The organism is Geodermatophilus sp. SYSU D00815, assembly GCF_054050035.1.
In genome coordinates, this window is sequence record NZ_JBJGYO010000002.1 from 1 (window position 1) to 22346 (window position 22346).

24 protein-coding genes are annotated in these 22346 nt (G+C 76.0%); 9 read left to right on the top strand and 15 right to left on the bottom strand.

The window, feature by feature from the left end; genetic code table 11:
• Positions 1-214: 214 nt before the first annotated feature.
• Positions 215-922, bottom strand: coding sequence for a hemerythrin domain-containing protein (locus ACI78S_RS02595; RefSeq protein ID WP_456970643.1), 708 nt, complete (start codon positions 920-922; stop codon positions 215-217).
• Between the two features lie 70 nt (positions 923-992).
• Between ACI78S_RS02595 and ACI78S_RS02600 the strand changes: the two genes are divergently transcribed.
• Positions 993-2168 (top strand): acyl-CoA dehydrogenase family protein, encoded by a 1176-nt coding sequence (locus ACI78S_RS02600; RefSeq protein ID WP_456970644.1) that lies wholly within the window; start codon positions 993-995, stop codon positions 2166-2168.
• A 4-nt stretch (positions 2169-2172) separates the two neighbouring features.
• Here ACI78S_RS02600 and ACI78S_RS02605 read toward each other — a convergent pair whose 3' ends face one another.
• Both ACI78S_RS02605 and ACI78S_RS02610 read right to left on the bottom strand, forming a co-directional pair.
• Positions 2173-4167 carry a hypothetical protein gene (locus tag ACI78S_RS02605; RefSeq protein ID WP_456970645.1) on the bottom strand — a complete coding sequence of 665 codons (1995 nt, stop codon included), beginning with the start codon at positions 4165-4167 and terminating at the stop codon, positions 2173-2175.
• A 484-nt stretch (positions 4168-4651) separates the two neighbouring features.
• Positions 4652-5557 carry an ABC transporter substrate-binding protein gene (locus ACI78S_RS02610; RefSeq protein ID WP_456970646.1) on the bottom strand — a complete coding sequence of 302 codons (906 nt, stop codon included), beginning with the start codon at positions 5555-5557 and terminating at the stop codon, positions 4652-4654.
• Between the two features lie 98 nt (positions 5558-5655).
• Between ACI78S_RS02610 and ACI78S_RS02615 the strand changes: the two genes are divergently transcribed.
• From ACI78S_RS02615 to phaZ, 5 genes are all read left to right on the top strand, one after another.
• Positions 5656-7356, top strand: a complete 1701-nt coding sequence (locus ACI78S_RS02615) for a phosphatase PAP2 family protein (protein WP_456970647.1) — start codon at positions 5656-5658, stop codon at positions 7354-7356.
• Positions 7353-7937 (top strand): hypothetical protein, encoded by a 585-nt coding sequence (locus ACI78S_RS02620; RefSeq protein ID WP_456970648.1) that lies wholly within the window; start codon positions 7353-7355, stop codon positions 7935-7937. The genes ACI78S_RS02615 and ACI78S_RS02620 overlap by 4 nt, the downstream gene beginning before the upstream one ends.
• A complete protein-coding gene (locus tag ACI78S_RS02625) occupies positions 7934-9022 on the top strand; it encodes a lysylphosphatidylglycerol synthase transmembrane domain-containing protein (protein ID WP_456970649.1) in 1089 nt (362 codons plus the stop codon). The genes ACI78S_RS02620 and ACI78S_RS02625 overlap by 4 nt, the downstream gene beginning before the upstream one ends.
• A 63-nt stretch (positions 9023-9085) precedes the next feature.
• Complete coding sequence (locus ACI78S_RS02630; RefSeq protein ID WP_456970650.1) at positions 9086-10879, top strand: PHA/PHB synthase family protein; 1794 nt, start codon at positions 9086-9088, stop codon at positions 10877-10879.
• Positions 10880-10916: 37 nt separating this feature from the next.
• Positions 10917-11705 (top strand): poly(3-hydroxyalkanoate) depolymerase, encoded by a 789-nt coding sequence (phaZ, locus tag ACI78S_RS02635; protein ID WP_456970651.1) that lies wholly within the window; start codon positions 10917-10919, stop codon positions 11703-11705.
• Position 11706: 1 nt separating this feature from the next.
• On the opposite strand, the gene ACI78S_RS02640 is transcribed toward phaZ, so the two are convergent.
• Complete coding sequence (locus ACI78S_RS02640; protein WP_456970652.1) at positions 11707-13086, bottom strand: neutral zinc metallopeptidase; 1380 nt, start codon at positions 13084-13086, stop codon at positions 11707-11709.
• Between the two features lie 107 nt (positions 13087-13193).
• On the opposite strand from ACI78S_RS02640, the gene ACI78S_RS02645 reads away from it, so the two are divergent.
• Complete coding sequence (locus ACI78S_RS02645; RefSeq protein ID WP_456970653.1) at positions 13194-13760, top strand: copper resistance CopC family protein; 567 nt, start codon at positions 13194-13196, stop codon at positions 13758-13760.
• Here ACI78S_RS02645 and ACI78S_RS02650 read toward each other — a convergent pair.
• Positions 13729-14517 (bottom strand): putative protein N(5)-glutamine methyltransferase, encoded by a 789-nt coding sequence (locus tag ACI78S_RS02650; RefSeq protein WP_456970654.1) that lies wholly within the window; start codon positions 14515-14517, stop codon positions 13729-13731. The two genes, ACI78S_RS02645 and ACI78S_RS02650, sit on opposite strands and share 32 nt — an antisense overlap.
• Positions 14518-14551: 34 nt before the next feature.
• On the opposite strand from ACI78S_RS02650, the gene ACI78S_RS02655 reads away from it, so the two are divergent.
• On the top strand, positions 14552-15301 hold the full coding sequence (locus ACI78S_RS02655; protein WP_456970655.1) for an ABC transporter permease: 750 nt from the start codon (positions 14552-14554) through the stop codon (positions 15299-15301).
• Between the two features lie 116 nt (positions 15302-15417).
• Here ACI78S_RS02655 and ACI78S_RS02660 read toward each other — a convergent pair whose 3' ends face one another.
• The 3 genes from ACI78S_RS02660 to ACI78S_RS02670 are packed head-to-tail and all read right to left on the bottom strand — an operon-like array spanning position 15418 to position 16497.
• The gene (locus ACI78S_RS02660) at positions 15418-15876 is read right to left on the bottom strand and encodes a GNAT family N-acetyltransferase (RefSeq protein ID WP_456970656.1); all 459 of its coding nucleotides are present in this window, start codon (positions 15874-15876) and stop codon (positions 15418-15420) included.
• Positions 15873-16070 carry a hypothetical protein gene (locus ACI78S_RS02665; protein WP_456970657.1) on the bottom strand — a complete coding sequence of 66 codons (198 nt, stop codon included), beginning with the start codon at positions 16068-16070 and terminating at the stop codon, positions 15873-15875. Before ACI78S_RS02665 ends, ACI78S_RS02660 begins: the two co-directional genes overlap by 4 nt.
• Before the next feature lie 13 nt (positions 16071-16083).
• Entirely contained in the window at positions 16084-16497 is a 414-nt protein-coding gene (locus tag ACI78S_RS02670; RefSeq protein ID WP_456970658.1) for an ArsI/CadI family heavy metal resistance metalloenzyme, read from the bottom strand.
• Between the two features lie 116 nt (positions 16498-16613).
• Between ACI78S_RS02670 and ACI78S_RS02675 the strand changes: the two genes are divergently transcribed.
• A complete protein-coding gene (locus tag ACI78S_RS02675; RefSeq protein WP_456970659.1) occupies positions 16614-17000 on the top strand; it encodes a metalloregulator ArsR/SmtB family transcription factor in 387 nt (128 codons plus the stop codon).
• A gap of 19 nt (positions 17001-17019) precedes the next feature.
• Here ACI78S_RS02675 and ACI78S_RS02680 read toward each other — a convergent pair whose 3' ends face one another.
• From ACI78S_RS02680 to ACI78S_RS02710, 7 genes are all read right to left on the bottom strand, one after another.
• Positions 17020-17643: a hypothetical protein gene (locus ACI78S_RS02680; protein ID WP_456970660.1), complete on the bottom strand. Its 624-nt coding sequence runs from the start codon at positions 17641-17643 to the stop codon at positions 17020-17022.
• A 274-nt stretch (positions 17644-17917) separates the two neighbouring features.
• Complete coding sequence (locus ACI78S_RS02685; protein ID WP_456970661.1) at positions 17918-18784, bottom strand: diguanylate cyclase domain-containing protein; 867 nt, start codon at positions 18782-18784, stop codon at positions 17918-17920.
• A gap of 97 nt (positions 18785-18881) precedes the next feature.
• On the bottom strand, positions 18882-20036 hold the full coding sequence (locus ACI78S_RS02690; RefSeq protein WP_456970662.1) for an NAD(P)/FAD-dependent oxidoreductase: 1155 nt from the start codon (positions 20034-20036) through the stop codon (positions 18882-18884).
• On the bottom strand, positions 20033-20278 hold the full coding sequence (locus ACI78S_RS02695; protein ID WP_456970663.1) for a helix-turn-helix domain-containing protein: 246 nt from the start codon (positions 20276-20278) through the stop codon (positions 20033-20035). Before ACI78S_RS02695 ends, ACI78S_RS02690 begins: the two co-directional genes overlap by 4 nt.
• A complete protein-coding gene (locus ACI78S_RS02700) occupies positions 20278-20772 on the bottom strand; it encodes a DUF2975 domain-containing protein (protein WP_456970664.1) in 495 nt (164 codons plus the stop codon). The genes ACI78S_RS02695 and ACI78S_RS02700 overlap by 1 nt, the downstream gene beginning before the upstream one ends.
• 59 nt (positions 20773-20831) lie before the next feature.
• Positions 20832-21104, bottom strand: a complete 273-nt coding sequence (locus ACI78S_RS02705; protein WP_456970665.1) for a hypothetical protein — start codon at positions 21102-21104, stop codon at positions 20832-20834.
• 118 nt (positions 21105-21222) lie between these two features.
• Complete coding sequence (locus ACI78S_RS02710; protein ID WP_456970666.1) at positions 21223-22341, bottom strand: hypothetical protein; 1119 nt, start codon at positions 22339-22341, stop codon at positions 21223-21225.
• Positions 22342-22346 lie beyond the last annotated feature (5 nt).

The window sequence follows — 22346 nt, forward strand, 5'->3', positions numbered from 1 at the left end:
CCCCCCCCCCCCCCCCCCCCACCCCCCCCCCCTCACCCTCGCCGCCCCCCCCCCCCCCCCCCCCCCCCCCCCCCCCCCCCCGGGGGGGGGGGGGCCCCCGGGGGGGCGGCCCCGGGGCCGCGGTGGGGCGAGCTGGGGGGAACGGGGCCCCGCGCGGCCGCCCGGACCCCCGTTCCCCCCATCTCGACGCCCCTCGCGGCCCCGCGTGCCGGGTTCAGCGGCTGGTCGGGGGCCGGTCGCCCCTGCGCGCGGCGGGCACGCGTTCCACCAGGCCGGCCAGCGCGGCCAGGCCCTGGCTCGCCGAGCGGGCGACCCGGTCGAGCGGCTGGGGTGCCCGCCGGGCGCCGGCGTCGACGAGGTCACGGGTGCGGTCCAGCAGCGACGGCGGCAGCGCCGAGAGCGCGTTGCCGGGCGGACGGCGGGACACCGTCGGGTGCGGCCGGGTCGGCGAGATGCGGCGCACGAGCTCCCACTGCCGCCCGATGCGGCGCAGCTCGTCCGCCGAGAGCTGCTCCTGCAGGCGGGGCAGCAGCACGTCCTCCTCGTCGCGGACGTCCTCGCGCAGCACCTCGACCAGGCGGGCCAGCCGCTGCGGCCGGCGGGGGTCGTCGAGACCGTCCCGCTCGAGGGCGCTGACGAGCTCGTTGACCTCCTGGTGCTCCTCCTCGATCCGCAGGGTGAGCTCGTCGCCGTCCGGGAGGACCCGGCGCACGACCGGCCAGATCACCGTCTCCTCGGCGAAGGCGTGGCTGAACACCAGCCGGTCGACGCGGGTGAGCACCGCCTCCTGAGCGGTTCCCGACGTGCCGTCGAGCTCGTGCAGCAGGCGGTCGAGCTCCTCGTGGTCGGCGCGCTGGCGGGCGAGCACGCTGCCGGGTCCGCCGAGTTCCTCGACGGTCTGGCCGGCCAGTGATCGGGGCACGGGAACTCCTCAGCTTCCGGAACGGTGTCGCCCGGGTGTGCCCCCACCCGCGGCGGGGCATGCCCGCAGCATGGACTCGATCGGCACGTCGGACTTCTACGACCTGACCGGCCTGCTCGACGACGAGGGCCGCGAGCTGCTGCAGCGGGTCCGCACGTTCATGAACGACCGGGTCGAGCCGTGCATCAACGAGTGGTGGACCCGCGGGAAGTTCCCCCTGCATCTGGTCCCGGAGATGGCCGAGCTGGGCATCGCGGGCAACCCGTACCGGGGCTACGGCTGCCCGGGCCGCTCGTTCCTCCTCGACGGGATGCTCGCGATGGAGCTCTCCCGGGGCGACCCGTCGGTGGCCACCTTCTACGGCGTCCACGGCGGCCTGGCCATGGGGACGATCTACCTGTGCGGCTCGGAGGAGCAGAAGCAGCGCTGGCTGCCGCCGATGGCCCGCATGGAGCTGCTCGGCGCCTTCGGCCTGACCGAGCCGCAGTCCGGCTCCGACGTCGCCCGCGGGCTGCGGACCACCTGCCGCCGGGACGGCGACGGGTGGGTGCTCGACGGGCACAAGAAGTGGATCGGCAACGCCAGCTTCGCCGACCTGGTGATCATCTGGGCCCGCGACGAGGAGACCGACCGGGTGCTCGGCTTCGTCGTCGAGAAGGACACCCCCGGCTTCACCACCGTCGACCTCGAGGACAAGATCGCGCTGCGCGCCGTGCAGAACGCGCTGATCACCCTCGACGGGGTGCGGGTGCCGGAGGAGAACCGGCTGCAGGAGGCGCACGGCTTCCGCGACACCGCCAACGTGCTGCGCATGACGCGGGCCAGCGTCGCGTGGTCGGCGGTCGGCTGCTCCCGGGGCGCGTACGAGCACGCCCTCGCCTACGCCGGGGAGCGCACCCAGTTCGGCCGGCCGATCGCGCAGTTCCAGCTGGTGCAGGACCTGCTCGTCCGGATGCTCGGCAACATCACCGCCTCGGCGACCATGTGCACCCGCGTCTCGCAGCTGCAGGACGAGGGGCGGCTGGCCGACGAGCAGGCGTCGCTGGCCAAGGCGTTCTGCACGATGCGGATGCGCGAGACCGTCGGCTGGGCGCGCGAGCTCATGGGCGGCAACGGGATCCTGCTGGAGAACCACGTCGGCCGGTACGTCGCCGACGCCGAGGCGATCTACTCCTACGAGGGCACGCGCGAGGTCAACAGCCTGATCGTCGGCCGGGCGATCACCGGCCACGGCGCCATCGTCTGACGGGTCACAGGATGCCGCGGTAGATCTCCAGCGTCCCAGCGCCCTCCGGCGGGGTGACGGCGGAGGCCCGGCACGACTCGAGCGTGGTCAGGGGTTCGCGGCCCGCGGAGACGTCGCGGAGCCCGAGCGTGGTGCTGCCGGCGCCGGCGTCGTGCACCGCCACCGGGAACTGCTGCCGGCCGGCGCCCGGGTCGAGGGGCAGGAAGCCCTCCCGCCCGAGGCTGATGTTGTTCTGCACCATCGAGTACTCGCGGGAGCCCGCGCCGGGGCCCCGGTAGTCGAGGGTCACCTCGTACAACCCCGGGGTCGGGGCGCCGAGCACGATCTCGTCCCCTCGGACGCGGCACGGCACGCCCTGCCACGACGCCGGCTCCACCGGCGTCCACACCAGCGTCGTCGGCGACGTCCGGGCGGGGGCGTAGGAGCGGAAGAGGGTCCGGTAGAACCACCAGTTCGCGCTCAGGCTCCACGTGACCAGGGGGCCGACCTCGGGGGCCGTCGTGACCACCACGTCGGGACGGGCGGCCATGCGCTCGGCGAAGACGTCACGCTGCTCGCCGAGGGCGGCGATCACCGAGTCCACCGGCAGGCCGTTGCGGTCGGGCACCAGGGCACCGGCCAGGCCCATGTACTCCTCGACGACGGCGTCCTGGCGGTCGCGGAAGAGGTCGAGGTGGCCCCGCCACTCGAGGCCGAGGTAGCCGCCCAGCCCGGGCTCGCGGGCCACCGCCGGGTCCGCCGCGAGGGCCCGGCCGGCGGTCCGCGAGTCGGTGACCGCCGCGCGGTCGGCCAGGACGAGGGCGACGACGGTCGCCACCGCCAGGACCGCGCGGAGCCCCGCTCCCGCCCTCCGCCGGCCGGGGGAGCCGGCCCGACCGAGCCGGCCGAGGCCGAGGTGGACGAGGCGGACGGCCACGAGGACGACGACGACGTCGCCCCAGAGGGCCAGCGCCCAGAAGTAGCCGCCGGCGTGCCCGCCCACGGTCGCCACCACGCCGCCGAGCAGGACGGAGACGCCGACGTAGGCGACCAGCGACCAGCCGACGTCCCGGCGGAGGAGGGCGCGCAGCAGCACCCCTGCGAGGACGACCGGCGCGACGAGCGCGTGCTCGGCCGCCATGACGCCCACCAGGTCGCCGACGGAGAAGACGACCGACTCCTCCCCCAGGGCCCCGAAGTACCACATCTGGTCGCCGCGGACGTCGGAGAAGTTGTAGGCGAGGTGGTCGACGAAGTGCCCCGCGGTCGCGACGAAGCCGGTGACCAGCCAGCTCCCGAGCGCGGCTGCCCACAGGACGGCAACGGGCGCGGGCCACGGCGTCTCCCGCTGCCGCGCGAGGTGGACGCTCACCACGACCAGCAGCAGCCCGCCGGAGACGAGGCCGTAGTCGTTGGACCACACCGCCGCCACGGCGCCCGCGCCGACGCCGACGAGCAGCGCCCGGCGCCGTGCGGGCCACCGGCTGCGCAGTACCAGGTACGCCGTGCCGGCCAGCAGGTAGGGAGCGAGCGCGCGCAGCGGCCGCAGGCTGTTGCCGGGCAGGGCCGCGTCCCGCAGCCGGTCGAGGCAGCCACCGCAGACGGGGTCGACGGCGGCCAGCCCCGGCCAGGCGTCCGCGAGCGCCAGCAGCACGACCGGGACGGCCGCCGCCCACGCGAGGACCCACACCGACCGCCGCCCGAGCACCAGCACCGCCAGGACGGCGACGAGCAGCTGGAGGCCGAGCAGGGTCACCAGGTGGGCGGCGAACACCGACGCACCGAGGTCGCCGCCGAGGACGGCGAACACCGGGGCGAGCAGCAGCACCGGGCCGATGCCGAGGTAGGGGTGGAAGTCCCGCCCCGGCCACTCGCCGGAGGCCAGCCGGAACAGGCCGCTGGCGGTCTGGAAGGAGCCGTCGAGGTGGAAGGTGGGCACGGCGAGGGCCACCTCGCGCGCCTGCACGACCGGGGCGACCAGGTCGAGGACGAGCAGCGCCGCCAGGGCGGCCCAGCGCACCGCGGACCGCCCGCGGAGGCGTCGTCCCGGTGCGGCCGTGGAGGCCCCCGCAGGGTTGCTGTGCTCGACCATCGGTGTGCTGCCCGTCCTGACGTCCCTGGAGAGCGGCGCGCGCGGGCGGCACCGCGGCGACGCGATTGCGCAACGCATGCCACCGGCCACCGACTGTAAGCGGATGGACCCGGCCCGACGGGGATCCGCCGTCTGCTCCGCCCCACCCGTCCCACGCGGCCGAACGGCCCCGCCGCAGAGTCCCGCCGCGAGCGTGCGAGCGGTGGGGGGAGGTGACGGACGGGAACGGCCTCCCTGCAGGAGCCCGCCGCGAGCGTGCGAGCGGTGGGGGGAGGTGACGGACGGGAACGGCCTCCCTGCAGGAGCCCGCCGCGAGCGTGCGAGCGGTGGGGGGAGGTGACGGACGGGAACGGCCTCCCTGCAGGGGCCCGCCGCGAGCGTGCGAGCGGTGGGGGGCAGGGAGGTCCTTCGACTACTGGCGGTCCCACCAGAGGGCGGCCGCCTCGTCGGGCGTGCGGCCGTCGATCTCGACGGCCCGGTTGAGCGCGACCAGCGCCTGCGTGGTCAACCGGGCGCTGGTGCCGTCCAGCGCCTCCCGCAACCGGTCGCCCCACCGGTCGAGGACGGCCGTGCGCACGAGGGGGACGACGTTCTCGTGCGGCTGCAGCCCGCGGTCGTCGAGCAGCAGCAGCACCGGGGCCGTCCCCAGTCGGGCGTCGGTGGTCTCCAGCAGGCCCACGTCGATCTCGCCGGCCACCAGCGCCTCCACCGTGGCCCCGCGCGAGGGCATGCTGAGCACCTGGCCGAAGCGCAGCCCGTAGACCTCCTCCAGCCCGGGCAGGCACAGCGGCCGGTCCGGGCACTCCGGCGGACCGCCGAAGACCAGGTCCGGCGCGATCGGCGCGAGCTCCGACAGCCGCCCGACGCCGTGCTCGGCCGCGAACGCCGTGGTGACGGCGAAGCCGTTCTGGTCCTCGGCGGCGGCGGGGGCGAGGACCGTGACCCCGCGGTCGACCAGGGTCAGCGACAGCGTGCCGTGCAGCTCCTCGACCGACCGCAGCGCCGCGGCGTCGCCGGCGCCGACGAAGGTGACCGCCGTCCCGAGGTAGTCGATGACGACGTCGACCACCCCCTGCTCCAGGGCGGGCTGCACCACCTCGCGGGTGCCGAGCCCCGGCTCCACCGCCACCGGCAGGCCGGCCCGGCGCACCGCCTCGGCGTAGACCGCGACGAGCACCTGGTTCTCCGTGAAGTCGTAGGCGGTGAACCGGATCGTGCCCTCGGGCAGCGCGGGCGGGGGCGTCGCCGCCGAGCCGCACGCGACGAGCGCCGCGAGCACGACCGGTAGGACGGCGATGCGCCAACGCAACCCGCACACGGGCGCCCTCCTCCCCGGCCCCGCTGGCGGGCAGGCTAGCCGCCCTCGGGGCGCAAAGGGGTGTCCCGGCGCGCCCGGGAGGAGGACGATCCCTCGGCATGGCGTCGCCGCCGCAGGCCGTACCCGCGTCGGTGCCGGCCCCGCGGCGGGCACCGCCCGAGCTGCGCCGTGTGCGCCGCCGCCGCCGTCCCTCCGGGGAGGCACCGCCGCTGCCGCACCACCTCAACGCCTCCGGCAAGTGGTGGCTCGCCGCCTCCGCCGGCGTCCTGGTGGCGTGGGTGGTGGTGTGGGCGACCGACAGCGTGGCGCTGTTCGACCTCGCCGACACCCGGGTGCTGCAGGCCTTCGAGGCGGTCCGCAGCCCGGGGCTGACCCGGGCCGCCCTGGCCGCCGGCGCCCTGGCCACCCCCATCGCCGTCTACGTGCTGTGGGTGGCCAACTTCGTCCTGCTGATCGCGTTCCGCCGGTGGCGGCACCTGTTCGTGTGGATCGGCGTCGCGCTGGTGGTGGTCAACGCCGGCGCCATCATGCTCACCACCCTCGAGCGGCCGCGCCCGTACGAGGTGGAGCTGATCGCCCGGTGGTCGGGCTACTCCATGCCCTCGCTGCCGATCACGGTGCTCACCGCCTTCCTCGTCTGCACCCTGTACTCGCTGGTGCCGGCCGGGCGGCTCCGCACGGTCGGCAAGTGGGTGGTGTGCGCGCTGCTGGTCGTCACCGCGCTCTCCCGGCTGTACCTGGCCCAGGACCACCCGACCGACGTCGTGGCCGGCGCCGTGCTGGGCGTGGCCGTGCCGCTGGCCGCGTTCCGGCTGCTGACGCCCAACGAGGTGTACCCGGTGCGCTACCGCCGCGGCCGCACCGCCCACCTCGACGTCACGGGGGCGCGCGGGACGGCGATCGTCCGCGCCCTGCAGGACCAGCTCGGGCTGCTGGCCACCTCGGTGGCGCCGTTCAACCTGGCCGGGTCGGGCGGTTCCACGCCGCTGAAGATCCGCGTCAAGTCCGAGGCCGCCGCCGGCGAGAGCACGGTGTTCGGGAAGCTCTACGCGGTCACCCACGTCCGCTCCGACCGCTGGTACAAGCTCGGCCGCACGCTGCTCTACGGCCGGCTGGAGGACGAGCAGCCGTACCACAGCGTGCGCCGGCTGGTGCAGTACGAGGACTACATGCTGCGCCTGCTGACCGATGCCGGGCTGCCGGTGCCGCACCCCCTCGGCATCGTCGAGATCACGCCGGAGCGCGAGTACCTGCTGGTCAACGAGTTCGTCAGCGGCGCCGAGGAGCTCGGCGACGCCGAGGTGGACGACGCGATCATCGACCAGGGCCTCGCCCTCGTCCGGCGGATGTGGGAGGTCGGCGTGGCGCACCGCGACATCAAGCCGGCCAACCTGCTGGTCTGCGACGGGCGGCTGGTGCTCATCGACACCGCGTTCGCCGAGGTGCGCCCGAGCCCGTGGCGGCAGGCGGTCGACCTGGCGAACATGATGCTGGTCCTGGCCCTGCGCACGAGCGCCGAGCAGGTCTACCGCCGGGCCACGGTGCACTTCACCGATGCCGAGATCGCCGAGGCCTTCGCCGCCACGCGGGGCATCACGATGCCCTCGCAGCTGCGCCGGATGATGCGCCAGCAGGGGCGGGACCTGCACGCCGAGTTCCTCGCCCTGCTGCCCTACCGGCTGCCGCCGGTGCGCATCCAGCGGTGGAGCTTCCGGCGGATCGGCCTGATGTTCGGCACGCTGGTCTCGGCGCTGCTGGCCGCGGTGGTCCTCGCCAACGTGCTGGGGCAGCCGCTGTGAGGGCGGCGCGGGTCCGGGCATCGCTGGCCCTGGTGTGCGGCGCGCTCGTCGCCGGGTGCGCCACCGGCTCCACCGCCATCGCCGAGCCGCCGCAGTGCGCGGCCGGCGACGACGGCGCCGGCAACGGGGTGATCCTCATGGCCCAGTCGGTGCCGACGGCGGAGTGGGTCCCGTGCGTGCGGGCCGCGATCCCGCTGGGCTGGGGGTTCCACCACCTGGAGGCCCGCAACGGCGAGGCCCGGTTCTGGCTGGACTCCGACCGCGACGGGCAGAAGGCGGTGGAGGTCCGGCTCACCGCCTCGTGCGACACGATCGGCGCCACCCCGGTGCCCAGCGACCGCGAGGGCATGCAGCGGCTGGAGCGGGTCTCGCAGATGGCGCCGACCTACGCCGGCGAGCGGTTCTACCTCTTCGACGGCGGCTGCCTGACCTTCGTCTTCGCGCTGCACGGCGCCAGCCCCGGCGAGGGGCTGGCGCTCGTCTCGCAGGTCGTCGGCGTGATCGCCCGGGAGGACCTGCGGGAGCAGGTCCGGGAGGAGAGCGACGGCCGGCTCGAGCTCGACCCGGTGCGCACGCCGTGACCACCGTCGAGAGCCCGCCACGCGCCGCCAAGCCGCTGTGGCGGCGGCTGGTCGGGCCGGTGTTCTCGCTGGTGCTCGTGGTCGCGGTGTTCGCCTGGTTCCTGCCGCAGTTCACCAGCCTCTCCGACGTGTGGGCGTCGGTGCAGGCGATGACGGCCGTCCAGATCGCCGTGCTGGTGGTGGCGGCCGCGTGGAATCTGGTGACCTACCAGTTCGTCATGGTCACCTCCATGCCGGGGCTGACGCTGCGGCAGGCCTTCGTCTCCACGCAGACCACGACGGCGGTGTCGAACACCCTGGTCGGCGGCGCGGCCATCGCGCTGGGGCTGACCTACTCGATGAACTCGTCCTGGGGCTTCTCGCGCTCCCGGACGTCGGTCTCGCTGCTCACCTCGGGCCTGTGGAACAACTTCGTGAAGCTCGGGATGCCGGTGCTCGCCCTCGCGCTGCTGGCGTTCACCGCCGCCCCCACGCCCGGCCGGCTGCTGGGCGGGCTGCTGGGCCTGGCCGGGCTGGTCGGCGCCGCCGTCCTGCTGTGGCTGGCCCTGCGCAGCCGGGAGAGCGCGGCCCGGGTGGGCCGGTGGCTGGCGCGGGTGGTCTCGGCCGTGCTGCGCCCGCTGCACAAGGGGCCGGTCGAGGGCTGGGACGACGCGCTGACGAAGTTCCGCGACCGCACCGTGCTGCTGCTCCGGGCCCGGTGGCACTGGCTGACCCTGGCCACGGTCGTGAGCCACCTGTCGCTGTTCCTGGTCCTGCTGCTCGCGCTGCGCTTCTGCGGGGTGAGCGCCGAGCAGGTGAGCTGGACCGAGGCCCTCGCCGTCTTCGCCTTCGCCCGGCTGCTCACCGCCGTCCCCTTCACCCCCGGCGGGCTCGGCGTGATCGAGCTGGCGCTGATCACCGGCCTGTCCGCGGCCGGCGGCGCGCGGTCGGCGGTGGCCGCCGCCGTGCTCGTCTTCCGCGCGCTGACCTACGTGCTGCCGATCCCGCTCGGCCTGGTCACCTACGTCGTCTGGCGGCGCAACCGCTCCTGGCGGCGGCCGCCCGGCACCGCGCCGCGCACCGAGCTGGTGCCGGAGGCCGCCTGACCTGCCGGGCGCGGTGCGCTGTGGTTGAGTGACCGGAGTCACACGAGCACCAGGGGGACGGCGATGACGCAGGTCGCAGCCACGCGACGCCGGGCCGGCACCACCGACGCCACGACGAGCGAGGGCCGGGAGGAGCCGGCCGGCGCACCGGAGAAGCCGGCCGCGGCGCCGGCGGCCGGGGCGCCGGCCGAGGCCGCCGAGGCCGTGACGGGGCTGGACATGGTGCTGGTCGACGGCGCCCGCGGCCCGCTGCGCCGCTTCGTGCCGCCGGCGCGCACGACGCTGGCCTTCGCCCGGGCGCTGGCCGGCAAGCCCGACGTCGTCGGCAGGCGGGCGCGCTACCTCACCCGGGAGCTGGGGCGCATCACCGCCGGGCGGTCCGACGTCGCGCCGCACCCCAAGGACAAGCGGTTCGCCGACCCGGCGTGGACCGGCAACCCGCTGCTGCGCCGGCTGATGCAGGCGCACATCGCCGCCGCGCAGACGGCCGCCAAGCTGGTCGACGACGCCGACCTGGACTGGCGGGACGACGAACGGATCCGGTTCACCCTCACCAACGTCGTCGACGCCCTCGCCCCCAGCAACACGCCGCTGAACCCGCTGCTGTGGAAGGCGGTCATCGACACCGGCGGCGCGAACGCCGTCCGGGGGGTCCGGCGCATGGTCGGCGACCTGGTCTCGCCGCCGCGGGTGCCCTCGATGGTGGAGCCGGACGCGTTCACGGTGGGCGAGGACCTCGCGGTCACGCCCGGGGCCGTGGTGTTCCGTTCCGACGTCTTCGAGCTGATCCGGTACCGGCCCACGACCGAGGTGGTCCGCGAGGTGCCGCTGCTGATGGTGCCGCCGACGATCAACAAGTACTACATCGCCGACCTCGCCCCCGGCCGCAGCATCGTCGAGCACTACGTCGCCGCCGGTCAGCAGGTCTTCATGATCTCGTGGCGCAACCCCGACCAGCGGCACGCCGACTGGGGGCTCGACACCTACGGGCAGGCGATCCTCGACGCGATGGACGCCGTCGAGCGGGCCACCGGCAGCACCCGGGTCGCGCTGCAGGCGTTCTGCTCCGGCGGCATCATCACCGCGATGCTGCTGGCCCACCTGGCCGCCACCGGCCGGCTCGACCGGGTGGCGGCGGCCAGCTTCGCCGTCACCGTCCTTGACTGGTCGCGGGCCGGCACGGTCGGTGCGCTCATGGACCCCGACGCCGTCCGGGAGGCCACCGAGCGGTCGCGGCGGAAGGGGTACCTCGACGGCGCCGCGCTGGCCGAGGTCTTCGCCTGGCTGCGGCCCAACGACCTGGTGTGGAACTACTGGGTCAACAACTACCTGCAGGGCAAGCCGCCGGCGGCCTTCGACATCCTCTACTGGAACGCCGACACCACCCGGATGAGCGCCGCGCTGCACCGGGACTTCATCGACCTGGCCCTGGGCAACGCGCTGACCGAGCCGGGCGCGTCGACGATGCTCGGCACCCCGGTGGACCTCTCGGCCGTCGACGTCGACACCTACGTCACCGCGGGCATCGCCGACCACCTCTGCCCGTGGCAGTCCTGCTACCGGACGACGCAGCTGCTGGGCGGCGAGAGCCGGTTCATCCTCTCGACCAACGGCCACATCGCCTCGCTGGTCAACCCGCCGACCAACCCGAAGTCCACCTTCCAGGTGGCCGGCTCCACCCCGCCCGACCCCGACGAGTGGCTGCGGCAGGCGGAGACGGTCAAGGGCTCGTGGTGGCCGGACTTCACGGCCTGGCTGGGCGAGCGCTGCGGGGAACAGGTCCCGGCCCCCGACCGCCTCGAGGGCGACCTCGAGGTGCTCGCCGAGGCCCCCGGCACCTATGTCTTCGACAAGTAGCCGGCCGTCCCGCCCGGCGCGGGAGACGGTCCGGACGGTGACCGCCGCCGGCCGCACGCTCCGCGTCGCCGTGCGCACCGGCACCGGTGCCGACGCGCCGCCGCTGCTGCTCATGAACGGCATCGGCGCCAGCCTCGAGGTGCTGCAGCCGTTCGTCGACGCCCTCGACCGGCGCCGCACGGTGGTCCGCTTCGACGTCCCCGGGGTGGGCGGCTCGCCGCGGCCGGTCGTGCCGTACGTCCTGGCCACCTTCACCCCGGTCGTGGCGGCGATGCTGGACGAGCTCGGGCACGACGACGAGGTCGACGTCCTGGGCTTCTCCTGGGGCGGCGGCCTGGCCCAGCACTTCGCCGTGCAGCACGGCCGCCGGGTCCGCCGGCTGGTGCTGGCCGCGACCGGCACCGGCACGCTCATGGTGCCCGGCCACCCCAAGGTGCTCGCCCGCATGCTCACCCCGCGGCGGCACCGCGACCCGGAGTACGCGCGGTCGATCGCCGGTGACCTCTACGGCGGCACCATGCGCGAGGAACCCGACCGGGCGGCGCGGGCGCTGCACGCGGCGTCGCGGCTCGGGCCGCGGCGCGGGTACTACTACCAGCTGGCCGCGGGCGCCGGCTGGAGCAGCCTGCCGTTCCTCGGCCTGATCCGGCAGCCGACGCTCGTGGTGGCAGGCGACGACGACCCGATCATCCCGTCGATCAACGCCCGGCTGATGGCGCGGCTCATCCCCGACGCCCGCCTGCACCTCTACCGCGGCGGGCACCTGGCGCTGATCACCGAGGCGCGCGAGCTGGCCCCGGTGGTCGACGGCTTCCTCGACGCGTGACCTACAGGCGGCAGGCGGCGCCGCCCTCCACGAACCCCTGGCGGAAGTGGTCGACCAGCTCGAAGCCGGACAGCCCGGCGTCGGGCAGCACGCTGCGCATCGTCGCGTACTGCAGCAGGACGACGGCGGCCTCGTCGACGTCGCCGGGCGAGATCTGGAACCGGCTGGCCTCCAGCTGGCCCAGCGAGAGCTCGCGGGCGTACCAGCCGGCGGCGCACACCGCGCTGGTGACCGCCTCGGCGTCGTCGGTGGACAGCCCCCGCTGCGCGCGCACGGCCAGGCCGTACGGCAGCGCGACGAGGGTGTCGACGGCGAAGTCGCCGATCTCCTCGTGGGCCGGCTCCAGCAGGTCGGTGGCGTCGTAGCGCACCGAGCCGTCCTCGGCGCAGTACTGCAGGTCGAGCTCCTCCCCCTCGCCGCTGCACACCATGCCGTCGCCGTCGGCGGCGCGGACCTCCGGCGGCGCGAACTCCCCGCCGAGCGGGGGCGTGCCGGCGAAGCCCACGGTGACGGCCTGCGTCCAGAAGAGACCGAGGGTGTCGTCGACGGCCGCGACGCTCTCGTCGAACGAGAGGTTGCCCATGCTCTCCTCCTCCGCGCCGTCCTCGAACTCCGCCTGGGTGTAGAAGCGCGTGGAGTCGAAGGCGGCGCAGGCGGCCGCGCCGTCGGCGTAGCCCTCCTGGAACGCCGACAGCTGGTCGAACAGCGAGCCGTGCGCGCCGTCGACGTCCGCGGACGTGCCGACCGGGTCGCCGAAGTAGAGATAGCCGAGCAGGTACGGGTCGAGGGCCGGGGCGCGCAGGGTGAAGTGCCGCGAGTTCCCCTCCACCACCCACCGCGTCCAGGCGCCGGCGAAGCACTCGGCCTGGGTCTCGACCACGATCGACTCGTCGTCGATGCCGGCGTGGCCCTGGACCGCGTGCCCCATCTCGTGGGCCATGATCTCGGCGATCACGAAGGCCCCGTACTCCTCGGCGAGGTCGGTCAGCCACGCGCGGTCGTAGAAGATCGCGTCGTCCGGCGGGCAGTAGAAGGCGTTCTCGGCGAGGTCGTCGACGTCCCGGTCGAAGCACGCGCTGTCGGGCAGCTCGCCGTCGCCGGTCTCGGCCGGGTCGATCGACCAGAAGCCGCCCTCGACGGTGCCGAACTCCTCGCCGAACACCTGGGGGAAGGTCTCCTCCCAGAACGTGAGCACGTCGGCGAGGGAGTTGCGGGCGATCCGGTCGGTCTCGCCGTCGCCGGCCAGGCCGACCGCGAGCTCGGCGTCGCTGACGTCGGTCCGCAGGCCGTCGGCCGGCGCCGCCGTGCCGACGACGGTGGAGGTGCAGCCGGCGAGCAGGACGCCGGCGAGCAGGATCGCGGCGGGACGGCGGACGGGCATCGGATCCCTCGGCTCGGGCGGACGCGGTCGGCGGTCCGGCTCGACGCAGGAAGGTGCCCGGTCGGCGACACCCCCGTCAATGACATCGGTCCCGGTACCGTGCGCGCGTGCCCGCCCTGCCGCTCGTCCGCCGGTCCGCCGTCCTCGTGGTCGCCGTCCTGGCCGTGCTGCTCGCGACCGCTCCCGCGGCGCGGGCGCACACCGCGCTCGCGTCGTCGACACCGGCCGAGGGCAGCACCGTCGCCGAGCCGCTGCCCGCGGTCGACCTGACCTTCACCGGCCCCGTCCTGCTCCGGCAGGTCGCCGTCCGCGGGCCGGACGGCGCCGACGCGGCGGCCGGCGCGGCGAGCGCGGCGGGCGCGGTGGTCAGCCAGCCGGTCGCCCTGGCGGCCGCGGGAACCTACACGGTCGACTACTCGGTCACCTCGGCCGACGGGCATCAGGTCGACGGATCGGTGACGTTCACCTACGCGCCGCCGGCTCCTCCGACGACGTCCTCGCCGCCACCGGCGACCACGCCGGCCCCCACCTCGGCGGCCGAGCCCAGCGAGGCGGCGGCGGAGCGCGAGCCCGAGGGGTCGGGCGGGCTGCCCGCGTGGCTGCTCGTCGGCGGTGCGGCCGCGCTCGTCGCCGCCGTCTTCTTCATCCCGTGGCGGCGCCGGCGGCGGGGCTGACCGGCCGGGTGCCGATCACCACGGTCGCCTCGCCGTCCTCGTCGGTGACGACCCGGGCGCCGAGCCCGCCGCGGCGGAGGACGTCGGCCGCCCGCGGCGCCTGCGCCGCGCTCGCCTCGGTCAGCAGCGCCCCACCGGGGGCGAGCCAGGCGGCGGCCTCCGCGGCGACCCGCCGCAGCACCTCGAGACCGTCAAGCCCGCCGTCGAGGGCCACCGGCGCCTCGTGCAGCCGCGCCTCGGCCGGCAGCAGCGGGAGCTCCCCGCTGGGCACGTAGGGGACGTTCGCCAGCAGGACGTCGACCCGGCCGCGCAGCTCCGCCGGCACCGGGGCGAACAGGTCCCCCTCGACCACCCGCCCGCCGGCCGGCTCGACGTTGCGCCGGGCGCAGCGGACGGCGGCGGGGTCGACGTCGGCGGCGACCAGCGTGGTGCCCGGGCGGGCGGCGGCGAGCGCGACGCCGAGGGCGCCGGACCCGCAGCACAGGTCGAGGACCACGGCGCCCGGCGGGGTCCGCGCGACCGCCTGGTCGACCAGGAACTCCGTGCGCCGGCGCGGCACGAACACGCCCGGCGCGACGGCGATCCGCAGGCCCCGGAACCCCGCCCAGCCGAGCACGTGCTCGAGCGGCTCGCCGGCGACCCGGCGGGCGACCATCGCCGCCAGCTGCCCCTCGGTGGCCGCCTCGGCCCGCAGCAGCGCGGCCTCCTCCTCGGCGAACACGCAGCCGGCCGCGCGCAGCTCGTCCACCACCGTCACGAGGCCAACCTAGATCGCCCGCTACCGTGCGGACGTGAGCGACGGGGTCCGGCTGGGCGTCGGCCTGGTCCTGCTGGCGGCCATCGCCCTCGGCGTGCTCACGCTGGCGCGGGTGGGGCAGCGCCGGGCCCTGCTGGTCGCCTCGGGTCGCGCCGTCGTGCAGCTGGCCGTCGTCGCCCTGGCCCTGCGCGGCGTCTTCGGGGCACCGGTCCTCGTGGTGCTCGCGGTCGCGGTGATGTTCGGCGTGGCCACGTGGACGGCGGCGCGTCGGCTGCGCGGCCTGCGCGGGGCGCCGCGGGCCGTCGTCCTCGCCTGCGGCGCCGGCTCGGCGGTGACCATCGGGCTGATCTGCGGGCTGCCTGTCCTCGACCGGTCGGTGCGGACGCTGGTCGCCGTCTCCGGCATCGTCATCGGGGGCACGATGACGGCGGCCACGCTCACCGGGCGGCGGTTGCTCGACGGGCTCCGCCGGCGCCGCGACGAGGTCGAGGCGTGGCTGGCGCTGGGTGCGACGCCGCGGCGAGCCGTCGACGCCATCGCCCGCGACGCCGCCTCGGAGGCGCTGGTGCCGGCCCTGGACCAGACGCGCACGGTCGGGCTGGTGACGCTGCCCGGCGCCTTCGTCGGCGCGCTGCTCGGCGGCGCCGGCGCGGTGGACGCGGCCCGCTTCCAGATCGTCGTGCTCGTCGGCCTGCTGTGCGCGGAGTCGATCACCGCCGTCGTCCTGACCCGCCTGCTCGGCGCGCCGCGGACGCTCCCGCAGCCCGAACCGGCGCCGGCCTAGGAGCTGCCGGTCCCGGGCCCGGCAGCGGTGGCGGTCAGGTCAGCTCAGCAACCGCAGTCGCAGCTGGCGTCGGTGCAGTCCTCGTCGCAGCACCAGGTCGGCTCGGGCACGGCTCGTCACCTCCCTCCTCCGGTCGGGCACCGCAGCAGGGCGCGGGCCGATGCGGGGCAGGCGCCGCGCAGCTCCGCGGACGCCGCGAGGGTGACCGGCAGCTGCTCGCGCGCCACGGGCCGGAACCCGAAGCGCGGGAACCAGCCGTCGGCCGACCCGGTCAGCAGCGCGACCGGCGCGCCGGCGGCGTCGACGACGGCCAGCGCGGCGGCCACCAGGTCGGCGCCGACCCCGCGGCCCCGCCGGTCGGCGGCCACCGCCGCCGAGCGGAGGAGGAACGCGGTGGCCTCCCCCTCCCCGTGCCGCTCGAGCGCCACCGTCCCGACGACGTCGCCGTCGGCCCGGGCGACGAGCACGAGCGCGGCCTCCTCCAGCCCGTCGAGCGGCAGGCCGGCCGCGGCGACCAGGGCGCGGGCCGCGGGCAGCTCCGCGGCGGTCGCCTCCCCGACGAGCGCGGGGCTCATGCCGGCGTGCAGCACGATGCGCCCCGGTGCCCGCGCAGCCGCGACACCGCCGCCGCGGCACGGCGGGCGGCACGGGTCCACGTGCTCGGCCGGCAGCAGCGGACCGCCGCGGCCAGCCGGGCGGAGTCGGCCCTGCGGTGCAGCCGCGCGCGGTGCTCGGCGGCGACGACCTCGGAGATGTCGAAGGTGCTCACGGCGGTGCTCCTCTCAGCAGCAGGCGGGCTCGCCGGCGCGATCCGGGGCGGAGAACGTGGGGCTGTCGGCCAGCACGGTGTAGACCTCCCACCGCACGCCGTCGGGGACGCCCTCCACCCAGAACTTGTCCTGCCGCGCGTAGCAGCAGGTGGTGCCGCGCTCGTCGGTCGAAGCCAGGCCGAGCGCGGCCAGCCGGGTCTGCTCGGCGTCGACGGCGTCGGGCGAGGCGACCTCGACCCCGAGGTGGTTCAGCGTGCCGGCCCGGTCAGGGTTCTCGAGCAGGACCAGCTTCAGGGGCGGGTCGGCGATGACGAAGTTGGCGTAGCCGGGCCGGGTCTTGGCCGGCTCGGTGCCGAAGAGGTTGGCGTAGAAGGCGGTGGCCGCCTCGACGTCGGCCACGTCGAGCGCCAGCTGGATGCGGGACACGGGAACCTCCGTTCCGGGCGGACACATCGACCGCCGTCGATACGAGAGGTTGCACCCGTACATCGACGGCTGTCAATATGTCGAGGGACCGGGACCGGCCGGGACGGAGGAGGACCATGCCGCTGAGGGAGCTGCTGCCGCGCGAGCTGCCGCTGCGCGAGCTGCCCGTGCTGGAGCAGCCCGAGGTCGAGGCGTGCTGCGCCCCGCTGGCGTCCGTGCTGCTCGGCGAGCAGGAGGCGCAGACCCTCGCGCGCCAGTTCGCCGCCCTGGCCGACCCCGTGCGGCTGCGGATCGTGTCGCTGCTGGCCACGGCCGAGGAAGGCGTCGTGTGCGCCTGCGACCTGGTCGAGCCGGTCGGCAAGAGCCAGCCCACGGTCTCCCACCACCTGAAGGTGCTCGTGGAGGCCGGGCTGGTGACCAGCCAGCGCCGGGGGCGCAACAACTGGTACGGCGTCGTGCCGGCGGCGCTGGAGGCGCTGCGCGGCGCGCTCGCCACCCGCTGAGCCGGGCGGCGCGGCGGGGTCAGGCCGTGGGGCGCACCACGCAGCCGCTGGAGCCGCCCAGGCCGTCGACGGCGAAGCCGCGCAGCGCCAGGAGGTCGGCCAGGGCGCGGTTCATCACCTGCTGGGTCATCGCGTCGGCCTCGGCGCCGTGCACCTGCTCCACGCTCATGCGGTCGTGCTGGCGCCAGGTGACGACGATGCCGGCGAGCGCGGGCTCCGGGGTGAGGCAGGCCCCGCCGAGCGGTCCGGCCGGGCCGGTGGCGTCGTGCAGCGGCAGGCCGGCCTCGGCGATCGCGGCGGCCACCTCGACCACCAGCGTGGTGAGCGGGTCGTCGTCGGCGACCTGCGCGTCCCAGTCCTCGGGCAGCCGGTCGAGCTGCTCGCCGAGGTGGCCCAGCCACGCCCAGTCCTCCGGCGACGGCCGCCGGTTCAGCCCGCCGTCGGCCCGGCGGACGCCGTAGACCGGCCCGGCGAGCGGGTGCCCCTCCGTCACGGCGGCCCACCGCGCCTCGGCGCGGTCCGAGAAGGGGCCGGCGACGACCCGGCCGGGGCCGTGCTCCTCGTCGACGACCAGCCACCAGCCCTGGCAGGCCGCGCCGCCGAGTACGACCTCACCGCTGGACAGACCACCCACGCCGCTCACCGCTCGCCTCCTGGACCCGCCGCCGGGGACGTGCGGCGGTGGCAGAACGGTAGGTCCGCGCGCGTGTGGGGCAGGCCACTCGCGACCGGCCGCGGAGGGCGCGTTCCCGGATCGTTGCGGGGCTGCCGATACCGGACGACGACGTGCGCCCCGCGCCGGCCACATGTCGACAGCAACGGCGTTCTCCCAGCGTGCGGGCCCGGTGCGGGCGTTCGATGACCTCGGGGACGCGGCGTGTCCGGCCCGCCCCACGGGGCGACGGCGGCCCGCCGGGTCAGGACCGGGGGCGGCGGTGCCTGATCCGGTGCCGCTTGATCCGGTACATCGCCGAGTCGGCCCGCTCCAGCACCGCGTCGGGGTCGTCGCCGGGGCGACCGACCGCGCCACCGATGCTGACCCGGACGGCGTCCGGCCCGCCCGGCATCCCCAGCGGCTCGTGCAGGTGCGCGGCCACCCGCTCGGTGAGCGAGACCAGCTCCACCTCCTCCACGGCCGGGGTGAGGACGACGAACTCGTCGCCGCCGATGCGGGCGATCGCGTCGGCGGGCCGGGTGCTCTCGCGCAGCCGCCGCGCGACCTCGACGAGCAGGCGGTCGCCCGCCGCGTGGCCGTGGCGGTCGTTGACGCTCTTGAAGTCGTCGAGGTCGCAGAAGAGCAGCCCGCAGCCCTGGCCGCGGCGCGGGTCGAGGTGGCCGGCCAGCACCTCGAACAGCCCGGCGCGGTTGAGCACGCCGGTGAGCACGTCGGTGGTGCCGCGCCGGTGGACCGCCGTGACGTCCACGGCGACGCACGCGACCGCGTAGGGCTCGCCGCCCGGGTCGAGCAGGACGCTGTTGTGCATGGCCACGCGGCGCAGCACGCCGCCGGTGGCGACCCAGTCGGCCTCGACGGCGAACCCCGCGCGGGTCGACAGCGCGGCGGCGAACGCGTGCTGGGCCGGGAGGACGTCGCCGGGCACGACGTAGACGTCCCAGAAGGCCTGCCCGACCAGCTCCGCGGCGGGCAGGCCGGTGAACTCCTCGAGCGCGGGGTTGACCATCCGGATGCGCCCGGTGCGGTCGACGACCACCACCATCGCGCCGGTAGCAGAGACGAAGGCGTGCGCCAGGTCCCGTTCCGCGGCGGCGAGGGGGTCGGTCACGCGCAGCGGTTCCCCGGACGCGCGCGGCGGCAAACCAGCAGGCCGGGTCAGCTCCCCCCGCCCGTTCGCAGCCGGGCGGGGGATCCGCCGGCGGGCGTCACCGCGTGGTGACCTCGGCGCGGCCGGCGGTCGCCGGGGTCGGGAAGGACCGGTCGCCGAAGAGGATGCGGCGGGCGGCGGCCCGCCCGACCGGTGTCCGCAGCAGGGCGAACGCAGCCGACGCGGCGGCGGGCGTGCGCACCTGGGCCAGCCCGCGGCGCAGCAGGAGGCGCCCGCGGAACGAGGCCCGCAGCGCGGCCCCGTCGTAGCGCGCCCACGCCTCGGGCCGCCCGCCGCGCAGCGCGTCGTCGAGGACGTCGGCGGCGTGCTCCGACAGCCGCAGGCACGGATCCAGGCCGCCGGCGGTGAGCGGGGAGACCGCTCCGGCGGCGTCGCCGACGAGGAGGCCCTCGGGACCGGCGATCCGGCGCAGCAGACCGCCCACGGGGATCGGGCCGCCGCGCCGCTCCACCTCCGGGGGTCGGGCGAGGGCCGGCAGCCCGGGCGCCGCGGCGCCGAACCGGTCCAGGGCCGCGCGCAGCCCGGTGGGGAAGCGGGCGGCGTAGCCGGCCACGCCGACGTGCGCGTGCCGGCCGTCGTTGACCACCCACGCCAGGTACCCGGGCGCCAGCGAGGGGTCGAGCACGCAGTGGAAGGCCGGGGGCTCGCCCCCGTCCGGGATCGCGAAGACCTCCTCCGCGCCGACGAGGAGGTGCCGGTTGCGGTCGAGGGCGAGGTCGCGGGCGACCCGGGAACGGGCGCCGTCGGCGCCGACGACGTACCGTGCCCGCACCCGGAGCGGCCCGTCCGGGCCGGTGAGGAGGGAGACCCCGCCGCGCCGGCCGTCGTAGCGGGTGCCCAGCGCGAGCCGCACCCCGGCGTCGACCGCGGCGCGGGCCGCGGCCACGTAGAGCGGCCCCATGTCGCCCACCCGGTACTCGTCGCGCGCGCTGTCCAGCGTCACCGGGCGGCGCAGCGACGGCGGGTGGAGGACGACGCGGCGGATCGGGGGCCCGAGGCACCCGGGTGGCAGCGGGAAGTCGTCGAGCGTCTTGCGGACGAAGATCCCCGTGGTGCGGATCGCCCCGTCGAGCCTGCGGCGCCGTTCGGCCAGCAGCACGTCGTGACCGCACTGGGCGAGCCGCGTGGCGGCGTGCAGCCCCGCCAGGCCGGCGCCCACGACGAGGACGTCGGCGCTCTCGTCGCGGCTCACGAGCGGGCGGCGTGCGGGAGCGGGGCGGCGTCGTGCTCGTCGGGGACCCACTCGAGCAGGTCACCGGGCTGGCAGCCCAGCACGCGGCACATCGCCTCGAGGGTGCTGAACCGGACCGCCTTGGCCCGGCCGTTCTTCAGCACGGCCACGTTGGCCGGCGTGAGCCCGACCCGCTCGGCGAACTCGCCCACGCTCATCTTCCGCTTGGCCAGCTCCACGTCGATGCGCACGACGATGGCCATCAGATGACCGCCTCCATGTCGGTGCGCAGCGACGTGGCCTGGTGGAGCAGCGCCCGCATGACGACGATGAGCAGCCCCACCACGGCGCCGACGAGCAGCAGCACGAGCAGCAGCGCGGGCAGCACCGGGTCGTCGCTGACCTCGTCGACCACGAAGTAGTAGGCGCAGACGAACGCGCCGAGGAGCATCGCCCAGCCGACGGCGACGGCCCACACGATCGCGTCCACCCACGGCAGCGCGTTCCGGCTGAAGATGCGGTCGTCGCGGACCATGGTCAGCAGCGTCCAGGTGCACACGATGACCACCTGGACGCACAGCACCCCGAGCACCGAGGCCGTCAGCATCGTCCAGGTCATGAGCCTCTGCTCGAGCGAGGGCCGGGCGATCTCCGGCAGCATCCCCGGCAGCGCCCACACCTGGGCCGCCACCAGTGCGGCGAAGACGGTCGCGAGCAGGACCCGGAGCGGGAGGACCACACGCTGGATCGACGGCATGCGTCGACTGTCGTGCGATACCTATCGAATGTCAATAGGTGGAGCGGCGCCTGCCTCCGTCAGGACGACTCCCGCTCGCCCGTCTCGGGGGCCCGCACCCCGTCGGCGGCGCCCGGCGCCGCGGTCAGCTGGACCAGGCACTCGGTCAGCCGGGCGACCAGGCGGGCGACCTCGGCCGGCGCCAGGTGCACGGTGCCGGCGCAGGTGTCGTCCCGCCACACGCTGAGGGTCAGCAGGCCGGCCTCGGGGTGCGCCGTGGCCCGGACCGCCCGCCCGTCCTGGCGGACGTCCCCGGCCCAGCGGCTGGTGGAGGGCAGGGGGACGACGGTCATGGCTCCACCCTGCGCCTCCGGCGGCGGCGTCGGGTGCGCACGACACGACGCGCCGTGAGAGAACCGCGCCGCCGGATCTGGCAGATGTCGACAACCGGCGCGGCCGAGTCCGCACCCGTCAGGCGTCGAGGGTGCGGCGCAGGGCGGCGGCGAGCGTCTCCGCGTCCAGCGTCTCGAGGCGGCCCGGCACCCCCAGCAGCGCCCAGGTGAGGACGTCGAGCTCCGCGCGGGTGAACGCGCGCCCGAGCACCGGGGCCAGCAGCGGCGCGGCCAGCTCGTCGACGACGATGTCCTGCCCCCAGAAGCGCAGCGGGATGGCCGGCAGGACGGCCGCGCCGTGACGCGCGACCGCCGCCTCGGCCGCGGCCCGGAAGTGGAGGTCGCCGTAGCGGCCGAGCTCCCTGACCCAGTCGTCGTCCGAGCGCGCGACCCGCCTGCGCCGGCGCCGCACCGCGGGGTGCTCGACGCCGTCCGCCGGCTCGGGCGGCGCATCGGCCGCCGGCGCCGCGCCGGGCAGCGCCTCGGCCAGCAGCCGCAGGCTGCCGGCGACCGCGGCGGCGGGCAGGACGGCGGCGTGCTCCTCGACGAAGCCGGCGGCGTTCGGCCACTCCGGCGCGTCCGGGGCGGCGGTCGACAGCAGCTCCACCAGGCGGTCGCCGGCCCGGTCGAGGTCCTCGTCCAGCCCGAGCAGTGCGGCCGCGGACTCGCAGGCGACCTGGTGGTAGCCGCTCTGGACGAGGTACCCGCGCGCGGCCTCGATGCGGGTCGCGTCGTCGGGCCCCGCGGCCAGGAGCGCGGCGACGTCGGCTCGCGCGGCGGCCACCGCCCGTTCCCGCCGGGAGTCCGGGTCGTCGTCGCGGACGACCCGCAACGCCGGGCCGCCGTGCCGGGGGCAGCCCCGGTCGATCGAGGCGAAGACGCGCCGGTCCGGGGGGGCGTCGGCGTCGCGGTACCAGGGGCCGAAGGGACCACCGGGCCAGTCCTGCGGGCGGAACCGCCCGCCACCGGTCATCAGGAGCGGGCCCTCGCCCGGCTCGTCCTCCCAGCCCGCGACGACCCCGTCGACGACGTGCACGTACCCGCCGGTGACCATCGCGACGGTGTACGTCCCGCTCGGCGCCAGGCCACCGCGCGGCAACCCGACGCGATCACCGACGTGCAGGTACCTCAGACCCTTGCCCCACAGCTTGACCTGCTCGTAGCGCTCGCCGTGGTGGAGCGTGTCGTACGTTCCCATGGTCC

Excerpts from the sequence above, each read along its gene's own strand:
- ACI78S_RS02600 (WP_456970644.1), top strand. The coding sequence starts at position 993 with ATGGACTCGATCGGCACGTCGGACTTCTACGACCTGACCGGCCTGCTC.
- ACI78S_RS02615 (WP_456970647.1), top strand. The coding sequence starts at position 5,656 with ATGGCGTCGCCGCCGCAGGCCGTACCCGCGTCGGTGCCGGCCCCGCGG.
- ACI78S_RS02630 (WP_456970650.1), top strand. The coding sequence starts at position 9,086 with ATGACGCAGGTCGCAGCCACGCGACGCCGGGCCGGCACCACCGACGCC.
- ACI78S_RS02640 (WP_456970652.1), bottom strand. The coding sequence starts at position 13,086 with ATGCCCGTCCGCCGTCCCGCCGCGATCCTGCTCGCCGGCGTCCTGCTC.
- ACI78S_RS02660 (WP_456970656.1), bottom strand. The coding sequence starts at position 15,876 with ATGAGCCCCGCGCTCGTCGGGGAGGCGACCGCCGCGGAGCTGCCCGCG.
- ACI78S_RS02675 (WP_456970659.1), top strand. The coding sequence starts at position 16,614 with ATGCCGCTGAGGGAGCTGCTGCCGCGCGAGCTGCCGCTGCGCGAGCTG.
- ACI78S_RS02695 (WP_456970663.1), bottom strand. The coding sequence starts at position 20,278 with ATGGCCATCGTCGTGCGCATCGACGTGGAGCTGGCCAAGCGGAAGATG.
- ACI78S_RS02700 (WP_456970664.1), bottom strand. The coding sequence starts at position 20,772 with ATGCCGTCGATCCAGCGTGTGGTCCTCCCGCTCCGGGTCCTGCTCGCG.
- ACI78S_RS02705 (WP_456970665.1), bottom strand. The coding sequence starts at position 21,104 with ATGACCGTCGTCCCCCTGCCCTCCACCAGCCGCTGGGCCGGGGACGTC.
- ACI78S_RS02710 (WP_456970666.1), bottom strand. The coding sequence starts at position 22,341 with ATGGGAACGTACGACACGCTCCACCACGGCGAGCGCTACGAGCAGGTC.